We start from the raw sequence: 18,599 nt of genomic DNA, 5'->3' as shown, positions 1-18,599 counted from the left end.
GAACCTAGCCAAAGACAAAGTCGTTCGCATCCAGATCATCAATGTGCAAACCCCAAAGCGTAAGGGTATCGGGGCGGGCGGTAACCGTGACACTCCCCCGCACTGTGCCTAGGTGGTTTGCGAAGAGACCATCGGCGTCCGTGAACTGGCCGACAGCACTCAGGTGGATGGTATCTATGGCCTCGATGGCATTAAAATCGACGATTATGTCATTGCTGAACCCGTCCGAGAAAACGAACATATCCGCACCCGCCCCGCCCGCCAACGTATCGGCACCATCCATACCCGCCAAAAGTTCCGACGCTGCGCTGCCTGCTTGCATATCTTCTGCCGCACTGCCGACTTGGGCTGTGGTGATTGTCTCATAGCCTTCCCGCAGATCGGTGGCGAGGCCAGATAGGTACTCGCAGCAAAGATAAAAGTGCGTCCCTCGGCAGCGCCGCTTATCAGATAGTGGCTGAGCCCGGCTGCAATGTCTGCTCCCAGGATGATCATGAGATCACCGTGTGAAGCGATATGCCCTAGGGCGTTGAACTGGGTGATGGCATGAACATCCACGCTCTGGTCGGGGAAGACAAAGTTTTCCATCCCATAGGCAGCATCCACCCGGTCGCGGACCACCGTCTCGTCGCCCATGCGCAGTATTTCGTAGTGTTGATACTGGGCTGTGTCCACGCCGATGCCCCCCCCTCGAGACGATCATCGTCCATGCCCCGCTCATGACACGTCAAACCCGTCAGTGCCTTTCACGTTGTCCACCCCGCCGGTGTCTGGCGTCTCCACGAAGATCAGCAGGTGGTTGGCCCAGGAAAAATTCTGGCCGAAAAGGTCCTCCAACTCCAGGGTCTGACCGCTATGAGAGAATATCTCGACGCTCCAGACCCCGTAGTCGAGGACGATCCCGCCCGCCACCTCGGTCACCTTTAGCTGGGAAAGGTGTAGAGCGCAGGCAGGACGGACAGATCCAGGCTGTCCTCTTGGGTGTTGTAATCCAGTATCTACAGGGTGTTATCGTGATAGCCTGCCATAAAAGTGTCCGCCCGGCCCCGCCGGTAAGCGCCGTGGTTCCCGCACCGGTCTGTAAAAGATCGCCGTCCGCCGTGCCCACCAAAGCACCGTTTCCGGTGATTATTGCGCCCAGATTCTCAAGGGGCACCGTAAACTGGCTGACACCGCTGGCGGTGGCTGAGGTGACAAAAAACTGGATTTCATCGCCCACGGCAATAGCGCTGATGGCCTCGACGTTCTCAAGCCCTGTACCCAATTGGTGCACGATCGCGTCGAGATGCACCAGTCGATCATCCGGCGTGAGGATAAACAGACTCATCCAGTCATCGGACCCACCAGCGATCAGAAAAGACCAGCCATCCGCCGATAGGCTGGCTAGGGCCTGCACATCGTCAAAGCGTGTCCCAAGGGTGTCCAGCAGATGGTCGGTCGCCACGAGCGCCCCGGTCTGGTCCCGACGCATCACCGACAGCAATCCGCTTCCTGCTGCCCGCACGTCGAACGATGTCGCGCCATGCGCCTCGATCACTTCAAGCGCCGTGGGTATGGAGTTCCCCAACCCATTGGCCGCCCCCAGCTGGGCGGTTTCCGTCGCCTAGCCATTTGAATTGAGCGAGAAGGCTGTAACGCCGTTATCGCCGTTGCTGCTGACGAGCAACGACTGGCCGGCGATGTCGGCACGCGCAATGAGGATGGTGCCCTGCCCGACGCGTTCGGCGTCCTGCCCGGCATAGCCACCGTTCTGGTCCATAGTGTAGGCGGTAATACGGCCCAGGCCGCTGTCGGTGAAAAAGACCACAGAGTTGCTTGGCAGTGAAGTGAGCAATACATCGCTGATGCTGTCTACCGGACCATTGAGAGATGCTTCCTCCAGAGTGTCCAAAATGTCGCCAGTACCAGTGACGTCATACGACAGAAGCGCCGCGCCGGAACCGCCGCCAAAGACGGCCTGCATCTGCCCACTCCCAAAACTTGAGGAAGCGGTTGACAGACAAAACGTGCCAGCAGCTGCCGGTATTCGGGCAAGAATGCTTCTTAGGAAGGATTTTTCAGGCAATTTGCCTAAAGCGGCCCGCACCTCTTTTCCAAGCGGTGCGGGCCAAACAATAGTGGTTGGACAACAAGGGCCGAGTCGAGCTCTAGAAGATGAAGTCGCTCGCGTCCAAGTCGCCCTGATTTACGCCCCAAAGCGCGATCGTGTCGGCCTCGTCGATGATGGTGACGTGGCCGCCCACGACGGCGAGATGCCCGTTGTTAGCCAGATCGTTGAAGTCGGTAATGCCGACAACATTGGTCAGATCGATCTTCTCGCCCGGATCCAGGGCGTCGAATCCGATGATCACATCTTTGGCAAAGCCTGGTCCGAAGATGAACGTATCAGAGCCGTTGCCGCCCACCAGCACGTCATCGCCGCCGCCGCCCACCAACGTGTCGTTGCCATTCAGCCCCACCAGCAGATCGCCCGCCGCGGTGCCGTTGATCACGTCATCGCCGCCGCCGCCCAACTGGGCCGCAGTGATCACGTCGAGCCCCGCGCGCTGGTTCAACGCCCGGCCTTCGGTCGCCCCGCTATTGATGTAGTGCAGCGTGGCGACGTTCCCGTCGACACCAAAGGCGCTGATCAGGTCACCGTAGGAGGCCAGATAGTTCAGCCCGCTGAAGGTCACACTGCGACCCTCGGCAGCACCGGAGGTGATGTAGTGAAGCGTCGCACCCTCGGCGTCAGAGCCAAAGACCCCGCGCAGGTCAGCGTGGGAAGCGATGTATACCAACCCGTTAAAGGTGGTCCCCCGCCCCTCGCCCGCGCCATAGTCGATGTAGTGGCGCGCCCCAGCCTCGGTGTCGGCACCGAAAACGGCGCGCAGGTCGGCATGCGAGGCCAGATAGTTGAGCGCGCTGAAGGTGATCGCACGTCCCTCGGCTGCACCGCTCTGGATGAAGTGGGTGGCACCCGCCTCGGCATTGGACCCAAAGACCCCACGCAGGTCAGCGTAAGAGGCGATATACTGCAACCCCGAGAAGCTGACCCCCCGGCCCTCGGCCGCGCCATAGGTGATGTAGTGGCCCGAGGCGGCCTCAGTTTCCAGCCCGAAGACGCCGATCAGATCGAGATGCGAAGCCAGATAGTCCAGCGCCCGGAAAGTCACGGTGCGGCCTTCGGTCACGCCGCTGACCAGATAGTGGGCCAGTCCCGCGATAATGTTGGCGCCCAGGGCCGCGCTGAGGTCGGCGTAAGAGGCAATGTAGCGCAAAGTCTCGAACTGGGTGAAGGCGGATACTGAGGCGGTTGCACCACCCGAGAAGCTGACGTTTTCCACATCCACCAGCACATCGGCTCCGCTGGCTCCGGTGGTGTCGTAGATCACCGTGAAGACGCCAGACGTCGCCGCGCGGATGTTTGCAACTGCCGTGTCGTAGGCAGCCCAATCGGTGCCAGCGCCCCCGTTGATCGCGTCGTTGCCAGCCCCGCCGTTGATCGTGTCGTTGCCAGCCCCGCCGTTGATGATATTGTTGGCCTCGTTGCCCACCACCGTGTCATTGCCCGCGCCAAGATTGGCGTTCTCGACAATCGTGTCGACGGCGATGCCCATGATGTCCACATCGGCCCCGATGGTGGAGAACGTGCCGTCGTTGAGATTGATCTTGGCCCCCTGCGCGGCGCTCAGATAGGCAAGATCCAGCGTGTCGGTGCCGCCTTGATCGTAGATGGTAAAGGCCATCGTGTAGGTGCCATTGGCCATGGCCGCAAAGACCGTGTCCATGTAGTTGCCAAGGTTGGAACTGGCCCCGCCCCAGATAGTGTTGCCCGCGGTAGCCGTACTGTTGCCCGGCGCACCGTAGAAATCCTGCACCGCAATGATGTCAACGATCTGCGCCCCGGTCAGCAGGTTGTAGCTGGCGGAGGTGTTGGGGTTATCGGTCTGGTTAAAGTAGGACATTACCGACACTTGCCAGCTGTCGTTGGCAAAGAAGTTGTCGGTGCCCCAGGTAGCAGTGCCGTCGTAGGGGCCCAAGTGGTTGAGGCCAAGGATGTGGCCCAATTCGTGAACGTAGGTCTGGAAGGAATAGCTGTTCAGCGCGGTGCCGTACTGATCCAGCCAGCTTTGGGAGACCATCATCTGCACCCCATCCTGAGTGCCTTGGGCACCCAGGAAGGCCCAGGCCTGCAGGCCGTTGGGATTGTTTATCGTGGCAGAGGCGTTCTGGTCGTCGATGTTGACCAAGGCGCCGGAGGTGACCACCTGGAAATCGATGTTCGTCACCATCTCCCAGGCCTCCATGGCCCAAAGCGCCAGCAGCTGGCCATCCGCACTCAGGTTAGAGATGTTGACTGTCACTAAGTTAGAGCCCGTCAGGTTCAGAGTGAACTCGGTGGTCGTGCCCTGCTTGTCTTTGAGATAGGACGCGAGCTGGTCATATGTGCCAGTGCTGCCAGAGACCGCCGGTGTCACGTTCTCTGCGATCTTGAGTTGGTAGCTACCGGTCGGGGTAGAGTAATAGCTGTCCACTAAGACATAATAGGTGCCGCTGGTGGCCGCAGTGAAGTTAAGCCTGGCGTCAAAGCCTGAGCCGCTGCCATCATCGTATGCAATGTATGTGCCGGTGCTGTCGAAAATATGTAGATCAGTATCGGACAAGGTACCACCACCCGAAGAGGCGGAGCCGAGGGCGTCGAATCGGTAGCTCTTGCCAGCCTCCAGAGTGACAGCAAAGAAATCCTGTTCGCCACCGGTAGCGATTGTGCCGCTGTAAGTACTCCCGACGCTGGCGGCGAGGGCGCTGACGATTTCTACACCCGTCAGACTATTGTTCTCAAGTTGCTGCAGCGGGTCGGTGCCGACAGGGTGGCGAGCAGGATCAAAGGTATTCGTGAGAGCGCAGATAACACACATGCAATATTCCTGTTCTTAAAAAGAGAAACTTACGCGTCTTTCAGAGCTTTTTCTAGGTTTTTGCCGCCTTTGGCGACGATAATACGTGCAAACTGGGTATCCGTGTGACCGCCCACCCGCAATACTTCGCGCTTGCCGCCGGGCCAGGACAGACACGCCGTGCCGTCCTGGGCCATCTCAAAGCTCAGGCGCAGGGCGCGGGGCGGTTCAGGGTCGGGGTTGATACGGTAGATGTGGGACGAGACCAGTTCCGACATGGCCTGCACAAGTGCACGGCAGAGAGTCGGTTCAGCGTCGCAAGCCAGCGTGACGACAGCCCTGGGCCGTTGGTCAGCCCCCGCACCGGATCCGCCACTCATGACAAGCCCTGTCGACAGGGCAGCGGCACAGAGCCCGCGCACCCACTGGCCTCTTTCCTTTGGCCGCATGTAGGCCAGCGCCTGCATATAGCTGCACACCATGGATATGACGGTCCCTTTTGATTCACTTTTAATACAATAATCTTAATGCCGGAAATCTTTAAGCAAAATTCTAACCGATTTGCGGATCAACATGCCAGCGATTCCTCTTCCGGCACCTGCGCCCGGCAAGAAAATGCAAAGCGTGTCAACCCTTGGGTTTCAGCCCGCTGACGCGCCCAATCCCGGAACGTCCCAATTGCGGACGTCCTTGATGCAGCATTTGAAGCACTATAGCACTTTCGGAGAAACATGAATAATTTAACCCTGCCTGAAATCAAAGATTTCAACGGGTTAAATGATATGCGATATCTCAGGTATTCCCAGATGTGCTTTATCGCGCAGGCCACATCACGCGGTAAATGCTATCCTCAGTCCAGAAAACAGTCGAAAACCAACTTGTTCGCCGCCTCAGCAAACCGCGCTGGCGAAAAGCGCGCAGACCAGAACCTGCGGATCTGGGTGCGCGCAATCTCCGGTTCAGTCAGATAATCCCGCAGCAGCCGATCTATCGCGGCCGCCTGATCCGCGGGCGCGCCGGTCAGAAGACACCCAAACGGGTTGTCGGCAATAAGTTCCCGGGCGCCTTGAAACGGCGCGATCATCAGGGGAAGACCCGCCTCCATCGCCTCCAGCGCGCCGATGGGTTGGCCCTCATAGCGGGAGGTGAGCAAATATCCGTCCGCTGTTGTCAAAAGCGATGCGATATCCTTGACCGGGCCAAGCAATTTCACGCGGTCAGCCCCATGGCCCGCCAGCTGTCGGGCCTTGGCGGCAAAATTTGGGCTCTGGGTGCCGGCACCGCACAGGCTCAGGGTGATGTCCCTCGGCAGATGGCGCATCAACCGCAACGCAGCAGCATAGTTTTTCTGCCACCCCGTCCGACCGGTCATCACCAGATGGCGGCCCTGTCCGGCGCCGGACCGGGCAGGCACGGCCCCCAGATGAGACGCATTGCTCAGCACATGGCAGTCATGCCCCGCACTGGGGGCACCAATGGCCGCTTTCAGGCGGTCGCGCTGTTCGTCGGTCAGGAACACCAGGTTCAACCTTGGCACATCGCAAAGCAGCCGTCGTTCAACAAGCCGCGACACCGCGCCGGTTCCCCATCTGTGGCCCGGCCCAAACGGCAGGCCGTGATATGTCAATGCGCGCGCGCCAGTTGGTCGCCAGCCTCCGGAGCGCTCAAGGGCCCGCAGGTACAGCACCGGCATGCGTGCATGGGCCCAAACCAGATCGGCTGGGTGGGCCGCGAGCCAGGCCCCCAGAGCGGCTTTGCCTGCTGCTGCACTGCGCGGCCCCATGCGGCTTGCCAGCCCCGGCAGCGTAACATGGGTGGCCCCCAGTGTCCGCAGGCTGTCGTAGCCTCCACGGTTGGCTTCGCTTAAAACAGTGATCCTGGATTTAGGTATGAGCGCACGCGTCAGATCGGTGATGTGACGTGGCACACCCGACCGGCCGCCGTCGCCGCCCAACAGTACGATGTGAGGCTCAGATTCGACCAAGGGCTGCAGCTCCGAAAAACCCTGCCGTTTTCAAGGGCCTCTGGCGATAGACACCCAAGCGAGCGAGCTGCCAAAGCCGGGCTGTTCCGGATTGCGCGCGCGCCGTTTCAAAAGCGTCGAACAAGGTGCGATTTTCGGGGGTAAGCAGGGCCCGGCTTTGCTCCAGTGCGTCAGCATTCAGGCTCAAACGCTGGGCAAACGCCCCCCGCAAGACACCCGATTTGCGCCGCAGCTGGGCGACGATCCCGCGGCCTGCCCCGATCGCGTTGCCGCCGTGCTGGCGATACAGCAACACCGGCGGGCCGTCGTCGTGATATACAATGCCGCCCGTACCGGTGATCAGTTGATAAAGCCACCAGTCATGGGCAAAAACCTGCGTAGTGTGCTGCGCTGCCTGACGTGCAAGATCCACTGCCGGGGGATTAAGTACGATCGTGTTTCCCACAGCCACGTTTTCGATCAATGCATTCGCAAAGCCCAAGGGCCGGGCGAGAGCACGCGCGGGTGCGCCCAAGGGCACTGCCCCATCCCAAGGCTGAACCCGCGCACAGTAAAGTGCGGGACGCCCCGCGGGAAGGGTCGCCAGGGCAGCATGAGCACGCGCCAGCTTGTCCGGATGCCAGACATCGTCCTGGTCGGCCAACGCAACATATCCCGAAGGGGCGGCGCGCAACAGGCTCAGGTAGTTGGCTGAAAAGCCGACCCCGGGGCCTCGAACCAGGCTCATACGTCCGGAATGTTCCCGGCTGAACCGCTTAAGCAGGTGACGGCTGTCATCGACGGGGCTGTCGTCGCTGGCAATCAGGTGCCAGGCGGAATGGGTTTGGCCGAGCATGCTTGCCAGTTGTTCGGGCAAGAAATCTCCGCCTTTATAAACCCCCATGAGAATCGTGATCGTGTCCATTACGCCCTGCTGTCGGGATTCTTTCCACTCCAGTCTATGCGTTCTACATAGCCGAAGGCAATCGCCCAGAGGATGTGAGGTGGACCTCGGTTGTTCCATCAGGTAACCTGCATGCAGATCGCTGCGGTAACTGGCTGCGCTTCAATGTCACCACCAGAGGGCCCCTCCTTGACATCTCTTGCTCCCGCTGACCAGATCTCTGATCCCGCTGCGCCGTTATTGGAAACTAATTCCTGGCGTGGGCGTTTTAACCGCACGCGGCGGCTCACGCCGTTTTACGTGCTTTCGCGTCTCACTTTCGTTTTTGGTCTGCTGCTGCCCGCGATTGTCGGGGGTTACTACTACTACGCGCTGGCCAGCGACCAATACGAAACCGAAACCCGGCTGGTGGTGCGTACTATCGGCCTTCAGACCAGCGCGGATGATGGCCCCGGACGCGTGACCACCTTGGGAGGTGCTGCGGTCGTACAAGATGCTCACATTTTGGTTAATTACTTAAAATCATTAGATATTACAAGGGATTTGGAATCGGAAATCGATCTACGTGCGCTATTCAGCGGCGACCAGATCGACAGGCTTTCTCGGCTTGACCCTCAAGCAAGCATGGAGACGCTGCACAGCTACTGGCAGGATCATACGGTCGCCTATGTGGACGGGCCGTCGGGTATCATCCAATTTTCGGTGCGTGCATTCACGCCCCAGGATGCCGTGCAGATTTCCCAAGCCGCCATTGAGCTGGCCGCGACTCTGATCGAGAATCTGGCCGAACAGGCCAAGCGCGATCTGCTGGCCCGCGCCGAACGCGAGCTTGACAGCTCCCTCGAGGCCTATGTCGCCAGCCTCGATGCCCTGCGCAATCTGCAAAACGATGCCGGCATTCTGGATCCGCAGGCCGAGGCCGGGGTGTCCACCGTGCTGATCTCGAATCTTATTCTGGAGCAGCTGAAGGCCGAGGCGGCGCTCAACGCTCTGCAGGCCAGCAACGTGGTCACGTCGCCGCAGATCACGCTGTTGCAAAACCAGATCGAAACCCTGAATGAACAAATCGCCGCGCAGCGTCGGCAGGTGGCTGGTCTGGAGGAGAAATCCGGCGCGCTGACGGCCTTCTTTGCCAAGATTAACGCCCTCGAAACGGAACGATTTCTGGCTGAGAGTCTTTTTCGGTCGGCCAGTAGGAATTTTGACGTGGCGAAATCCTCGGCCCAGCGGCAGTCCACTTTTGTGTCTGTGTTTGCGCCTCCGATCCTGCCATCGAAGCCCAGCCATCCCAGACGCCTGGCCAGCTGGGCTCTTTTGGTCGGCTGCTGCGTGGCGGCATGGGCGACATTCCTGTTGATCTGGGCCGCGATCAACGATCACCGCAGGTAAGCCAATGATCATCATGGACCAAGTCGACAAGTACTATAAAGTCGAAGGCCAGCGACGGCATATTCTCAAGCGCCAGAGCGTACACTTCGAGGGTGGCTTTTCGTATGGCCTTCTGGGGGTGAACGGGGCCGGAAAATCCACCACCGTGCGCTTGCTCGCCGGTCTGGAGCTGCCCAACGCAGGTCGTATCCGCCGCAATGTGCGGGTGTCCTGGCCACTGGGTTTTGCCAACGGTTTTAACATGCAGATGAGCGGCCGCGAGAACCTCAAGTTCGTTGCGCGCGCCTATGGCGAAAACGTGCAACGCGTTCTGGATTTCGTGGCTGACTTTTCCGAGCTGGGTGCCTATCTGGATCAGCCCGTCCGGATCTATTCCACCGGCATGACCGCGCGGCTGGCCTTTGGCCTTTCCATGGCCATCGAATTTGAGTGCTATTTGATCGACGAGGTCGTATCGGTGGGCGACGCTAGATTTCAGCAGCGGTGCGCCGCAGTCTTCGATGCGCGCCGCGCGCGGTCCAACCTGATCATGGTTTCCCATGACATGGGCATGATCAGCCGGTTTTGTGACCGTGCTCTGGTGCTGGTGGATGGAGAACTGAGGCGCTACGGTAATGTAGATGAAGCGATCGGCGCCTACATGCGCCTGAACAAATAGAGGCGACCCAATTGAGCGATGAAAACGGCCAGAATGCTCTGACGCAGTCCCAGACCGGTCCGCCGGTGCAATCGGAAACGGACACGGGGCAGGTATCAGAGCACCTGCGTCAGGCCGCGCGCACCCTGGCCATGCAAAGCGGATCGCGCCGGGGCATCTACCGGGTGCTGGGTCTGCGGCCAAGGCGACGGGATCTGGCGTTTCGTCTTGCTTTTGTCATGACGTTCCTTCTGTGCTTTGCTTTTCCGCTGTTGGCAGGGACGTTTTACTATCTGGGCTATGTGACTCCTCAGTACGAAGCGGAAACCCGCTTTGTATTGCGCTCTGCGCTGCCGGCACTGCCCAATTCCCAAACGCCCAGAGACGCCAATATCGCCTCGCTCAAAATCGTCCAGGACACTCTGGTAGTGGCTAATTTCCTGGAGAGCCCTTCGCTGGTCCAACAACTGGATGCTCAGGTGGATCTGGACAGTGTCTACAGCAGATCCGAGATTGATGCGTTGTCGCGGCTCTCGCCGGGCCAGAGCCTGGAAGACAAGACCCGTTATTTCGAGGATTTCATCGACGTACATGTCAGTAAAGTGAGTGGCATCATCACGCTCAAGGCCCGTGCCTTCACGCCCCAGGACGCCCAGAGCATGATACAGCAGATATTTGCCATAGCGGAAGATCGGGTAAACCGGCTCAACAGTGAGATCTGGACCTCTGTGCTTGAGGTTGCCGAACGCAACTTCGAGACGGCCTCGGAGCAACTGCGTGCGGTGCGCACGCGCTATGGCGAGCTGCAGAATGCCAGCGGCGTTTTCAGCGTTGAATTGGAAGCCAAGGCGCTAACGGAGGTTCTCTATGTGCTGCGCAAGGAGCTCATCGATCTGAAAAACCGCCGCGCATCCTTGTTGCTGGAAGTGTCGGAGACCCATATCAGTGTAGTCCATCTCAACCGCTCCATCTCCGTGAGACAAGACCAGGTGGAGAACCTAAAGGCCGAGCTGGCAAGTGCACAGAGCGCGTTTGGCACGCTGTCGGACAGTCAACAACTCTTTGACGAACTGGAAGTGAAAATCGACGTCGCTCAGGAGCGCTTCAAGCTGACCGCTGGCGAGTTGGAGCAGGCAAAGCTCATGAACACAGTGCAGATGCTCTATCTCGAGCGTTTCATGCTTCCAGCACTCCCCCAAGACAGTGTCTATCCCGTGGTTACCTGGGAATTGGCCAAGCTCATCGTGCTGTGTCTCGCCGTCTGGGGCCTTATGGCCCTGGGTCTAGGGTTGCTGCAAAAACGTCTGGATTAACGCCATGGCCCTGAATTTCTCACCCAACCGTATAAGCATGCGACACGCACTGGCCGAACAGCGCAACATCATGGGTGCCGTTATGCTGCGGGATCTGCGCACGCGGTTTTTCAATCATGGATTGGGCTTCTTGCTCGTGCCCCTGTTTCCGTTTGCCCACCTGCTTGCGCTGATTTTGCTCAACAACGTCACCGGTGCCAGCTTTGCCTACGGCGACGATATCAATGTGTTTCTTGTCACGGGGCTAATCCCCACGCTCAGCTTCATGTACGTGTCGCGTTATATGTCCATGTCTCTTTTGATGAACAAGCCCATGCTGGCCTATCCGATCATAGGCATGCTTGAGGTGGTTTTTGGCCGCGCAGTGCTAGAGGTGCTGAGTGCGATCTGGATGGCGACGGCGGTGGGGGCGGTCTTTTTGGCCGTAGGCTCCAACCCGCTACCGGTCTATCCAGTGGAAGCTTTTGCCGCTTTCTGCGTCACGCTGCTGCTGGCCGTTAGCGTGGGCCTGGTGGTGAGCATCATCACGATGATGAGTGACGCTTTCGCCACCGTCTGGGCGCTGTTTCTAATTATCTTTTACGTCGCATCGGGATCGTTCTTCGTGGTTTCTTTCCTGCCCGAACTTGCCCTGGATATCCTGTCATGGAACCCGGTGCTGCACTGCACGGAATGGATGCGCACGGCTTACTATCCGGGCTATCCGGATCAGGTTCTCGACAAGGGTTATGTCGTATCCGTTGCCATTGGCATGCTCGTGCTCGGCTTGCTCATGGAGCGCGTGCTGCGCCACCGGCTGCTGGTGGGGTAAAAGGGCAACGCGCTGTGACGTTGCCTGTTTCAAGCGATCACCGAGCGTTGGCAGGCAATGCACTAAATTTTTGTTGATAGAATTTTTGGCCAATCGACCCTTACATTAGGACATCTGACCATGACCAATACAACTGGACCTATCACTTTTTTGTGCCGCTCCCATAGCTCGTTTCAGCCGTGTTCCGTTCGAAGGCGACAGGACTTTTCCAGCCCAGTGTTGAGTGCCGACGGCGCGGATTGTAGAAGCCGTTGATGTATTCGAAGAAGGTCTCGACAGCCGCATTATCAGAGCAATCGCTTTTTCCGCTCATCGACACCTTGAAGCCGTGCTGGCGCAGAAATTTCTGATAATCGTGAGAACAGTATTGGTTGCAACGATCCGTGTGATGGATGCAACCTCTTGGAGGCACACGGAAGGATATGGCCATTTTCAAAGCCCGGATTGCCAAACCGCGTTTCATGCGATTGCTCACCACCCAGCCGATCACCTGTCGAGAATGCAGATCCAGGATCACAGAGAGATACAACCAACCTTCACGGGTCCATACATAACTCATATCACCGGCCCATTTCTGGTTTGGTTTCTCCGCGGCGAACTCCCGATCCAATTGGTTTGGCGCAATGTTGAATTCGTGGTCACTGTCGGTCGTCACCTTGTGTTTACGGGGTCTGACAACGGATATACCGTTCTGGCGCATCAATCTGCCAACGCGGCGGAGTCCGACATCCAGGGTAAGCGTTTCTTTGGTCCCACCTATTTGGCGTAGTTCCACGGTAGCAGTTGTTCAATGTCCTTCTGCCTATGCCCATTGACGATGGCTGTGAGAATACCGGTCTGGTAGCTGTGCGGCTCGACCTGGTTCAGTTTACAGGTCTCGATCAGCGACGCGAGCATGGCTCAGTTCTGGGCACCGGCGTCATGGCCAGCGAAGAGCGCGTTCTTTCTTTGCAAAGCGATGGGTCGGATGGTGCGTTCGACGGTATTGCTGTCCATCTCGATGCGGCTGTCGGTCAGGAACAGGGTTAGCCCGCCCCAGTATTTGACGATGTATTTGAGTGCTTGGCCTCTTGGGGATTTGGCTGACACCTGCGTTCGGGCGTTATCCAGCCAGATTTTGAAGGCCGCGACCTTTGGCGTAGACTTCTGCTGTCGCACCGAGAGACGTTCGTCAATAAATTGACCTCGGATTTGCCCTTCGATCCGGTAGTGGGCAGCGATCTGCTTGAGGCCCTCTTCGGCGATAGGAGCGACATTGTGATGGGTCAACTCATAAAGCTTGCGGCGCGCGTGCGCCCAGCAATACGCCAGTTGGATGGGATCATTATCGCGTGGATCAAGCACGCGGTTGTATCCGGCATAGCCGTCAACTTGCAGGACGCCCTCAAAGCCCTGCAATATCTTAACGGCGTGTTCGCCGGATCGCCCCGGTGCATAGGTAAAGGCCACACCGGGTGGTTCGGGTCCATTCCAGCCACGATCATCGCGGGCGAGTGCCCAGAAGTACCCCTTCTTGGTTTTGCCACGCCCTGGATCGAGTACCGGTGCAGGTGTCTCATCCATAAAAAGCTTCGACGACCGTTTGAGGTGCGCCAGCAGAGCGTCATGCACGGGCCTTAGCTCATGTGCGGCTTTTCCGATCCAGAAAGCCAGTGTTGAGCGGTCGATATCAACGCCTTGTCGGGCATAGATTTGCGATACAGCGGCAAGTGATCAGCATATTTTGACACAATCACACTGGCAACGGTGGCCTCGGTTGGCATGCCGCCTTCGATCAGGCATGGTTTGGCGGGCGTTTGCACAATGCCTGCCTCGCACGACCGACATGCATACTTGGGGCGGCGTGTGACGATGACCCGGAACTGGGCGGGCACAATGTCGAGGCGCTCGCTGACATCTTCGCCGATGATGTGACGTTCAGCGCCGCAGCCACAGGCGACGTCTGGCGCAATCACTTCCTCGACGCGCGGCAGGTGCTTTGGTAAAATGCCGCGTCCGGCACATGACTTTGACACAGCTATTGCCTTCGGCGGATCAATCGCCTCATCCTCGGCATGGACGACAGCCATGGCCGTCTCAATGTCTTCCAGCGCAAGATGATATTGGTCCGGATGACCCTTCTCGGACTTCGCCCCATAGAGCGCCCGCTTGAAGTCTGCTAACAACTTCTCATGCCTGATGATGCGGTCTTCCTTGCGTACGATGACGCCGTCTTGTGCCATCATCTTCGCCTGCGAGGTCATGATAGTGGCCTTGAGCGCATTGATATCGTCAGGAAGGTCAGCAGGGAATGACATGATGTTTGTTACCAAAATCTCGCCTCAACCGCCTGCGTAAAACGCTGCCCGAGTCATTCTGCCACAGCCGGTGGACGGGTCTCCAGAGCTGTGACCCGACGCCAGTCGAGGCCAGAAAACAGCTCTTCAAACTGCACCGGATCCAGCCGCAATACGCCGTCGCGAATGGCGGGCCATTTGAAGGCGTTCTGTTCAAGCCTCTTGTAGGCCATGACCAACCCTGTGCCGTCCCACCAGATCATCTTGAGCCGGTCAGCCAGCTTTGCACGAAACACGTAAACCGCACCATCAAAGGGCTTCTTTTGGAGGTGGCTCTGCACCAAGGCGGCCAGTCCGTCGTGCCCCTTGCGGAAGTCGACAGGTCTGGTTGCCACAAATATCCGCACACCGTGCGACGGATGGATCACAGCGCAGCCGCAATCTCGGCGATGCGGCTTGCAGATGTACCTACATCCAACCGGATCGTCACAGCTCCTTTGATCACATCCAAGGTTTGCAAGTAAGTTGGCGGCGCTTCAACCGGCGCAGGCATCTCGGTCACTTCGACGGGCACAAACGCGGCGCCCAAAAGATCAGGCAAAACCAGCTTGCCCTCGCGGGCCTGACGCCGCCACTCCGATAAATGATTAAGCCGCATACCCACACGCCGCGCAACTTCGTTCACGGTGACGCCTGGGACCAAAGTCTCGGCAACCAAATGGCCCTTCACTTCGTCAGGCCAACGCCGATTGCCATCAGCTCCAATCAAAATCTCATGACCCGCTACGGACTCCATCCGTAGCTCCCGATGTACTCCCACGACGATCTCCTCTGCAAATCTACGATGCCAAGGGACTCACAGAAACGTGCGACTCGCAAAAGGTGGGGCCTAAGCTGCGGTTACCATCCAGGCCGATCTCTTTCAGCTCTTTTGTCATCCGGAGTCTCCCATAGCTTCCCTGGCTGAGAGGGGACTGTTTTTTGATGTGGGCCAAAGTGACAAGGTCAGACCGCTGCCTGCGGCTGGCGGGGCGGTTAGGGAAAGCCCGCAAGCATCGGGGACTAACATCCATGACGTCACACAGCCGGTAGGTAGGAAAGCTGTCTCAGTGTTCCTCGATGAACCTAAACCTCATGACTTTTAGCTTGCGAAGAACTACGTTGCCTTTTTAGGATCTCCCTCTCCTCCTTGAGAATGCGGTTCTCACGTCGAAGCCGATCATTCTCCCAGGCTAAGCTCAAATCCTCTTTCGACACAACGCCTGTGTCTCTATGTGCAGTGATCCACTTGTTCAGCGTCGACATGCCAACACCAAAGCCCTCAGCAACCTGTTTGCGCGTCAGCCCACTGGTCAGCGCTATTCGCACCGCATCCCGTCGAAATTCACCTGCCCGTTTCAGTCCCATAGTCAGTCTCCTTTGCTGCGATAAATGCTATCAAAGGGGCGGCATCAAACCGGGACAGGACCAGACGAGCGCGCATGGCTCATTGCACCACTTTCTGCGCGCGGTATCGGTGTCTTTTCTTTGGGTCTCAAACGGGCTAAGCGGGTGTTGATTTTCAAAAGAACTGATAGACTGGAGATAACTGCCCATGCTAGACATCAAACACACGAAATTGTCTGGTGTGCTGCTTTTGACACCGCGTCGCTTCGGTGATGCGCGCGGGTTCTTTTCCGAAACCTGGAACCGGGCGCGGATGGCAGAACACGGCATCACGATCGACTTTGTTCAAGACAACCATTCAGTGTCCGCGCAAATCGGCACATTGCGGGGCCTGCACTTTCAATCGCCCCCCCATGCGCAGGACAAGCTGGTGCGTTGCGGTCGCGGAGCGCTTTTTGATGTAGCCGTGGATGCGCGCGCGGGTTCGCCAACTTACGGCCAGTGGGTCGGCTATGAACTAAGCGCGGAAAACGGTCGCCAGCTGCTGGTGCCGCAAGGGTTCCTGCACGGATTTGTCACGCGGGAGCCTGATACGGAAATCTGCTACAAATGCTCGGATTATTATGCGCCCGAATGTGATGGCGCGGTGCGCTTTGACTGTCCGCAAATCGGGATAGATTGGGGCTTGAGAGACACGGCCACCGTGTTGAGCGACAAGGATGCCGCCGCAGGTACCTTGGCCGATTTCAACAGCCCCTTTGTCTGGGCGGAATAAGATATGAAACTCCTTGTTACGGGCGGTGCCGGATTTATCGGATCTGCAGTTGTGCGGCAGGCCGTAGGGGCGGGCCATCAGGTGATCAATCTGGATGCACTGACCTATGCGGCTTGCCTCGAGAATGTCGAAAGCGTCTCTGATGCAGCGGAATATACCTTTGTGAAGGCCGACATTCGTGACCGCACCGCGCTGGATGCTGTCTTCGATATCAACCAACCCGATGCGGTCATGCACCTGGCCGCCGAAAGCCACGTGGACCGCTCCATCGACGGCCCCGGCGATTTCATCGAGACCAATATCACGGGCACCTTCAACATGCTGGAGGCGGCGCGCAAGTACTGGCTGACAGCAGGCAAGCCCGACACATTCCGGTTTCACCACATCTCGACGGATGAGGTGTTTGGATCGCTGCCCAATGATCCTAGCGTGATGTTCACCGAAAAGACCTCCTACGATCCCCGCTCGCCCTATTCGGCGTCCAAAGCGGCCAGTGACCATCTGGTGCGCGCATGGCACGAGACCTACGGCTTGCCTGTGGTAATGACCAATTGCTCCAATAACTACGGTCCGTTTCATTTCCCCGAAAAGCTGGTGCCGGTGGCGATCCTGAACGCGCTGGCGGGCAAGCCGCTCCCGATCTACGGCAAGGGCGACAACATCCGCGACTGGCTCTATGTGGAGGATCACGCCGATGCGCTGCTGTGCGTTTTGCAAAAGGGCGCGGTGGGGCGCAGTTACAACATCGGCGGCGAAAACGAACTGACCAATCTGGAGTTGGTCCAAAAGCTTTGCGCGATCCTCGATGATCTGCGTCCTCGTCGCAAGGGACCTTATGCGGATCTGATCACGTTTGTCAGTGACCGCCCAGGCCATGATGCCCGCTATGCGATTGACCCCATGCGGGTGCGGAATGAACTTGAATGGCGACCTTCGGTCACGGTGGATGAGGGGCTGCGCAAAACCGTGGAGTGGTATCTGGCAAACGAGGCCTGGTGGAAGCCATTGCAGACGCGACAGGGCGTGGGGACACGGCTTGGCGGGGATACGGACAAAACGGCCAAGGGGGATGCAACATGAAAGTCCTAGTTTACGGAGAAATTGGTCAGGTGGGACAGGAGTTGGCGCGCCGGGCCGGTGACATCAACCTCGAGATCCGCGGCCTGGGGGAGCCTGATTTCACTGCCCCTGACAGCTGTATACGTTTCGCCCGCGAAACGTATACGGATGCGGTCATCAATGCAGTGGACAAGGCCGAAGAGGATGAGGCGCTTACCCTGATGGTCAACGGCACCACACCGGGGCCATCGCACGAGCCTGTGCGGCACGGGACCTGCCTTTGATCCAGATATCGACCGATTATGTATTCGACGGGACCGGAGACACACCCTTTGTCACGGACCATCCAACTGCCCCGATGGGGGCGTACAGCCGCACCAAACTGGTGGGGGGAGCAAGAGGTGCGCTCAGCAGGCGGTCAGCATGCAATGTTCCGCACCTCTTGGGTGGTTTCGGCCCAAGGCAACAACTTTGTGAAGACCATGCTGAGGTTGGGGGGAGAGCGCGACGCCCTGACAATCGTTGCCGATCAGATCGGCGGGCCGACCTGTGCCGCGGATATCGCGGATAACTGTCTGCAAGCCGCGCGGCAACTGGTAGCCGATCCATCCAAAATCGGGGTTTACCACCTGTCTAGCGGGCCAGATGTGAGTTGGTCCAATTTCGCACGCGAGGTCTTCCGGCAATCAGGCACGGAGTGCCAGGTGACCGACATCCCCTCCAGCAGTTATCCAACCCCTGCCAGACGACCACTGAATTCACGTATGCATAACTCGGTCATCGAAAATTGCACGCCCTGACTGGCGCGTGGGGCTGGGCCGCATACTGCAAGATTTGGGAGCCCTACAATGACTGAGCGCAAAGGTATCATTCTGGCAGGTGGCTTGGGGACGCGGCTCTATCCGATTACGATCGGTGTGTCCAAACAGCTTTTGCCGATCTATGACAAACCGATGATATATTACCCGCTGTCAGTTCTAATGTTGGCGGGCATACGCGACATCGCCATGATCACCACGCCAAAGGACGCGGATCAGTTTCAGCGCAACCTAGGGGATGGAAACCAATGGGGGATACACGTGATGTAAGGTGCGGTTACCCGTGGTACATCCCGTTTGTTGACTATAGCTTTTCCCTGAGGACTTCGTAAGGCGTCTTTCCGTCGTGTGCGCCGTGAGGTCGGTGGAAGTTGTAAAAGCTCTCCCA

The 18,599-nt window shown here is 58.2% G+C and carries 16 protein-coding genes and 6 pseudogenes; 8 read left to right on the top strand and 14 right to left on the bottom strand.

Features of this window, described 5'->3' with window-relative positions:
• Positions 1-4: 4 nt before the first annotated feature.
• The 8 genes from FEE96_RS15605 to FEE96_RS15570 all read right to left on the bottom strand — a co-directional run bounded on the left by FEE96_RS15605 (position 5) and on the right by FEE96_RS15570 (position 7,768).
• On the bottom strand, positions 5-241 hold the full coding sequence (locus FEE96_RS15605; RefSeq protein ID WP_138164053.1) for a hypothetical protein: 237 nt from the start codon (positions 239-241) through the stop codon (positions 5-7).
• Positions 205-675, bottom strand: a complete 471-nt coding sequence (locus FEE96_RS15600; protein ID WP_138164052.1) for a hypothetical protein — start codon at positions 673-675, stop codon at positions 205-207. The genes FEE96_RS15605 and FEE96_RS15600 overlap by 37 nt, the downstream gene beginning before the upstream one ends.
• Before the next feature lie 178 nt (positions 676-853).
• Complete coding sequence (locus FEE96_RS15595) at positions 854-1,567, bottom strand: hypothetical protein (RefSeq protein ID WP_138164051.1); 714 nt, start codon at positions 1,565-1,567, stop codon at positions 854-856.
• Between the two features lie 36 nt (positions 1,568-1,603).
• Positions 1,604-1,963 carry a hypothetical protein gene (locus FEE96_RS15590; protein ID WP_138164050.1) on the bottom strand — a complete coding sequence of 120 codons (360 nt, stop codon included), beginning with the start codon at positions 1,961-1,963 and terminating at the stop codon, positions 1,604-1,606.
• A gap of 184 nt (positions 1,964-2,147) precedes the next feature.
• Positions 2,148-4,901 carry a M10 family metallopeptidase C-terminal domain-containing protein gene (locus FEE96_RS23995; protein WP_138164049.1) on the bottom strand — a complete coding sequence of 918 codons (2,754 nt, stop codon included), beginning with the start codon at positions 4,899-4,901 and terminating at the stop codon, positions 2,148-2,150.
• Between the two features lie 29 nt (positions 4,902-4,930).
• Complete coding sequence (locus tag FEE96_RS15580; RefSeq protein ID WP_138164048.1) at positions 4,931-5,362, bottom strand: hypothetical protein; 432 nt, start codon at positions 5,360-5,362, stop codon at positions 4,931-4,933.
• A gap of 368 nt (positions 5,363-5,730) precedes the next feature.
• Positions 5,731-6,864 (bottom strand): glycosyltransferase family 4 protein, encoded by a 1,134-nt coding sequence (locus FEE96_RS15575; RefSeq protein WP_138164047.1) that lies wholly within the window; start codon positions 6,862-6,864, stop codon positions 5,731-5,733.
• Entirely contained in the window at positions 6,851-7,768 is a 918-nt protein-coding gene (locus FEE96_RS15570; protein WP_171021731.1) for a glycosyltransferase, read from the bottom strand. Before FEE96_RS15570 ends, FEE96_RS15575 begins: the two co-directional genes overlap by 14 nt.
• Before the next feature lie 168 nt (positions 7,769-7,936).
• Between FEE96_RS15570 and FEE96_RS15565 the strand changes: the two genes are divergently transcribed.
• The 4 genes from FEE96_RS15565 to FEE96_RS15550 are packed head-to-tail and all read left to right on the top strand — an operon-like array spanning position 7,937 to position 11,897.
• Positions 7,937-9,136: a KpsE/RkpR family capsule polysaccharide export protein gene (locus tag FEE96_RS15565; protein WP_138164045.1), complete on the top strand. Its 1,200-nt coding sequence runs from the start codon at positions 7,937-7,939 to the stop codon at positions 9,134-9,136.
• Between the two features lie 4 nt (positions 9,137-9,140).
• Complete coding sequence (locus tag FEE96_RS15560; RefSeq protein ID WP_138164044.1) at positions 9,141-9,794, top strand: ABC transporter ATP-binding protein; 654 nt, start codon at positions 9,141-9,143, stop codon at positions 9,792-9,794.
• Between the two features lie 11 nt (positions 9,795-9,805).
• Positions 9,806-11,086: a KpsE/RkpR family capsule polysaccharide export protein gene (locus FEE96_RS15555; protein ID WP_138164043.1), complete on the top strand. Its 1,281-nt coding sequence runs from the start codon at positions 9,806-9,808 to the stop codon at positions 11,084-11,086.
• A 4-nt stretch (positions 11,087-11,090) separates the two neighbouring features.
• The gene (locus FEE96_RS15550) at positions 11,091-11,897 is read left to right on the top strand and encodes an ABC transporter permease (RefSeq protein WP_138164042.1); all 807 of its coding nucleotides are present in this window, start codon (positions 11,091-11,093) and stop codon (positions 11,895-11,897) included.
• A 142-nt stretch (positions 11,898-12,039) separates the two neighbouring features.
• Here the strand turns inward: FEE96_RS15550 and FEE96_RS15545 are convergent.
• The 5 genes and pseudogenes from FEE96_RS15545 to FEE96_RS15520 all read right to left on the bottom strand — a co-directional run.
• Positions 12,040-12,675 (bottom strand): annotated as a pseudogene (locus tag FEE96_RS15545) (IS3 family transposase); the annotation flags it as partial.
• Positions 12,654-14,194 (bottom strand): annotated as a pseudogene (gene tnpC, locus FEE96_RS15535) (IS66 family transposase). The pseudogenes FEE96_RS15545 and tnpC, both read right to left, overlap by 22 nt.
• A gap of 53 nt (positions 14,195-14,247) precedes the next feature.
• A complete protein-coding gene (gene tnpB, locus FEE96_RS15530; RefSeq protein ID WP_212744783.1) occupies positions 14,248-14,568 on the bottom strand; it encodes an IS66 family insertion sequence element accessory protein TnpB in 321 nt (106 codons plus the stop codon).
• A gap of 29 nt (positions 14,569-14,597) precedes the next feature.
• Positions 14,598-14,969, bottom strand: coding sequence for a transposase (locus FEE96_RS15525; RefSeq protein WP_138164039.1), 372 nt, complete (start codon positions 14,967-14,969; stop codon positions 14,598-14,600).
• A 61-nt stretch (positions 14,970-15,030) separates the two neighbouring features.
• Positions 15,031-15,580 (bottom strand): annotated as a pseudogene (locus FEE96_RS15520) (transposase); the annotation flags it as partial.
• A gap of 187 nt (positions 15,581-15,767) precedes the next feature.
• Between FEE96_RS15520 and rfbC the strand changes: the two are divergent.
• The 4 genes and pseudogenes from rfbC to FEE96_RS15500 form a co-directional block, all read left to right on the top strand.
• Complete coding sequence (gene rfbC, locus FEE96_RS15515) at positions 15,768-16,334, top strand: dTDP-4-dehydrorhamnose 3,5-epimerase (protein ID WP_138164038.1); 567 nt, start codon at positions 15,768-15,770, stop codon at positions 16,332-16,334.
• 3 nt (positions 16,335-16,337) lie between these two features.
• Positions 16,338-17,414 (top strand): dTDP-glucose 4,6-dehydratase, encoded by a 1,077-nt coding sequence (gene rfbB / locus FEE96_RS15510; RefSeq protein ID WP_138164037.1) that lies wholly within the window; start codon positions 16,338-16,340, stop codon positions 17,412-17,414.
• Positions 17,411-18,245 (top strand): annotated as a pseudogene (gene rfbD, locus FEE96_RS15505) (dTDP-4-dehydrorhamnose reductase). The gene rfbB and the pseudogene rfbD overlap by 4 nt, the downstream one beginning before the upstream one ends.
• A pseudogene (locus FEE96_RS15500) lies at positions 18,242-18,469 on the top strand (sugar phosphate nucleotidyltransferase); the annotation flags it as partial. The pseudogenes rfbD and FEE96_RS15500, both read left to right, overlap by 4 nt.
• A gap of 46 nt (positions 18,470-18,515) precedes the next feature.
• Here the strand turns inward: FEE96_RS15500 and FEE96_RS15495 are convergent.
• A pseudogene (locus tag FEE96_RS15495) lies at positions 18,516-18,599 on the bottom strand (IS481 family transposase); the annotation flags it as partial.

It is taken from the genome of Parasedimentitalea maritima (genome assembly GCF_005771405.1).
Lineage (GTDB): Bacteria > Pseudomonadota > Alphaproteobacteria > Rhodobacterales > Rhodobacteraceae > Parasedimentitalea > Parasedimentitalea maritima.
The sequence above is the reverse complement of the archived record's forward strand: the minus strand, read 5'-3'. Positions and strand labels throughout refer to the sequence as shown.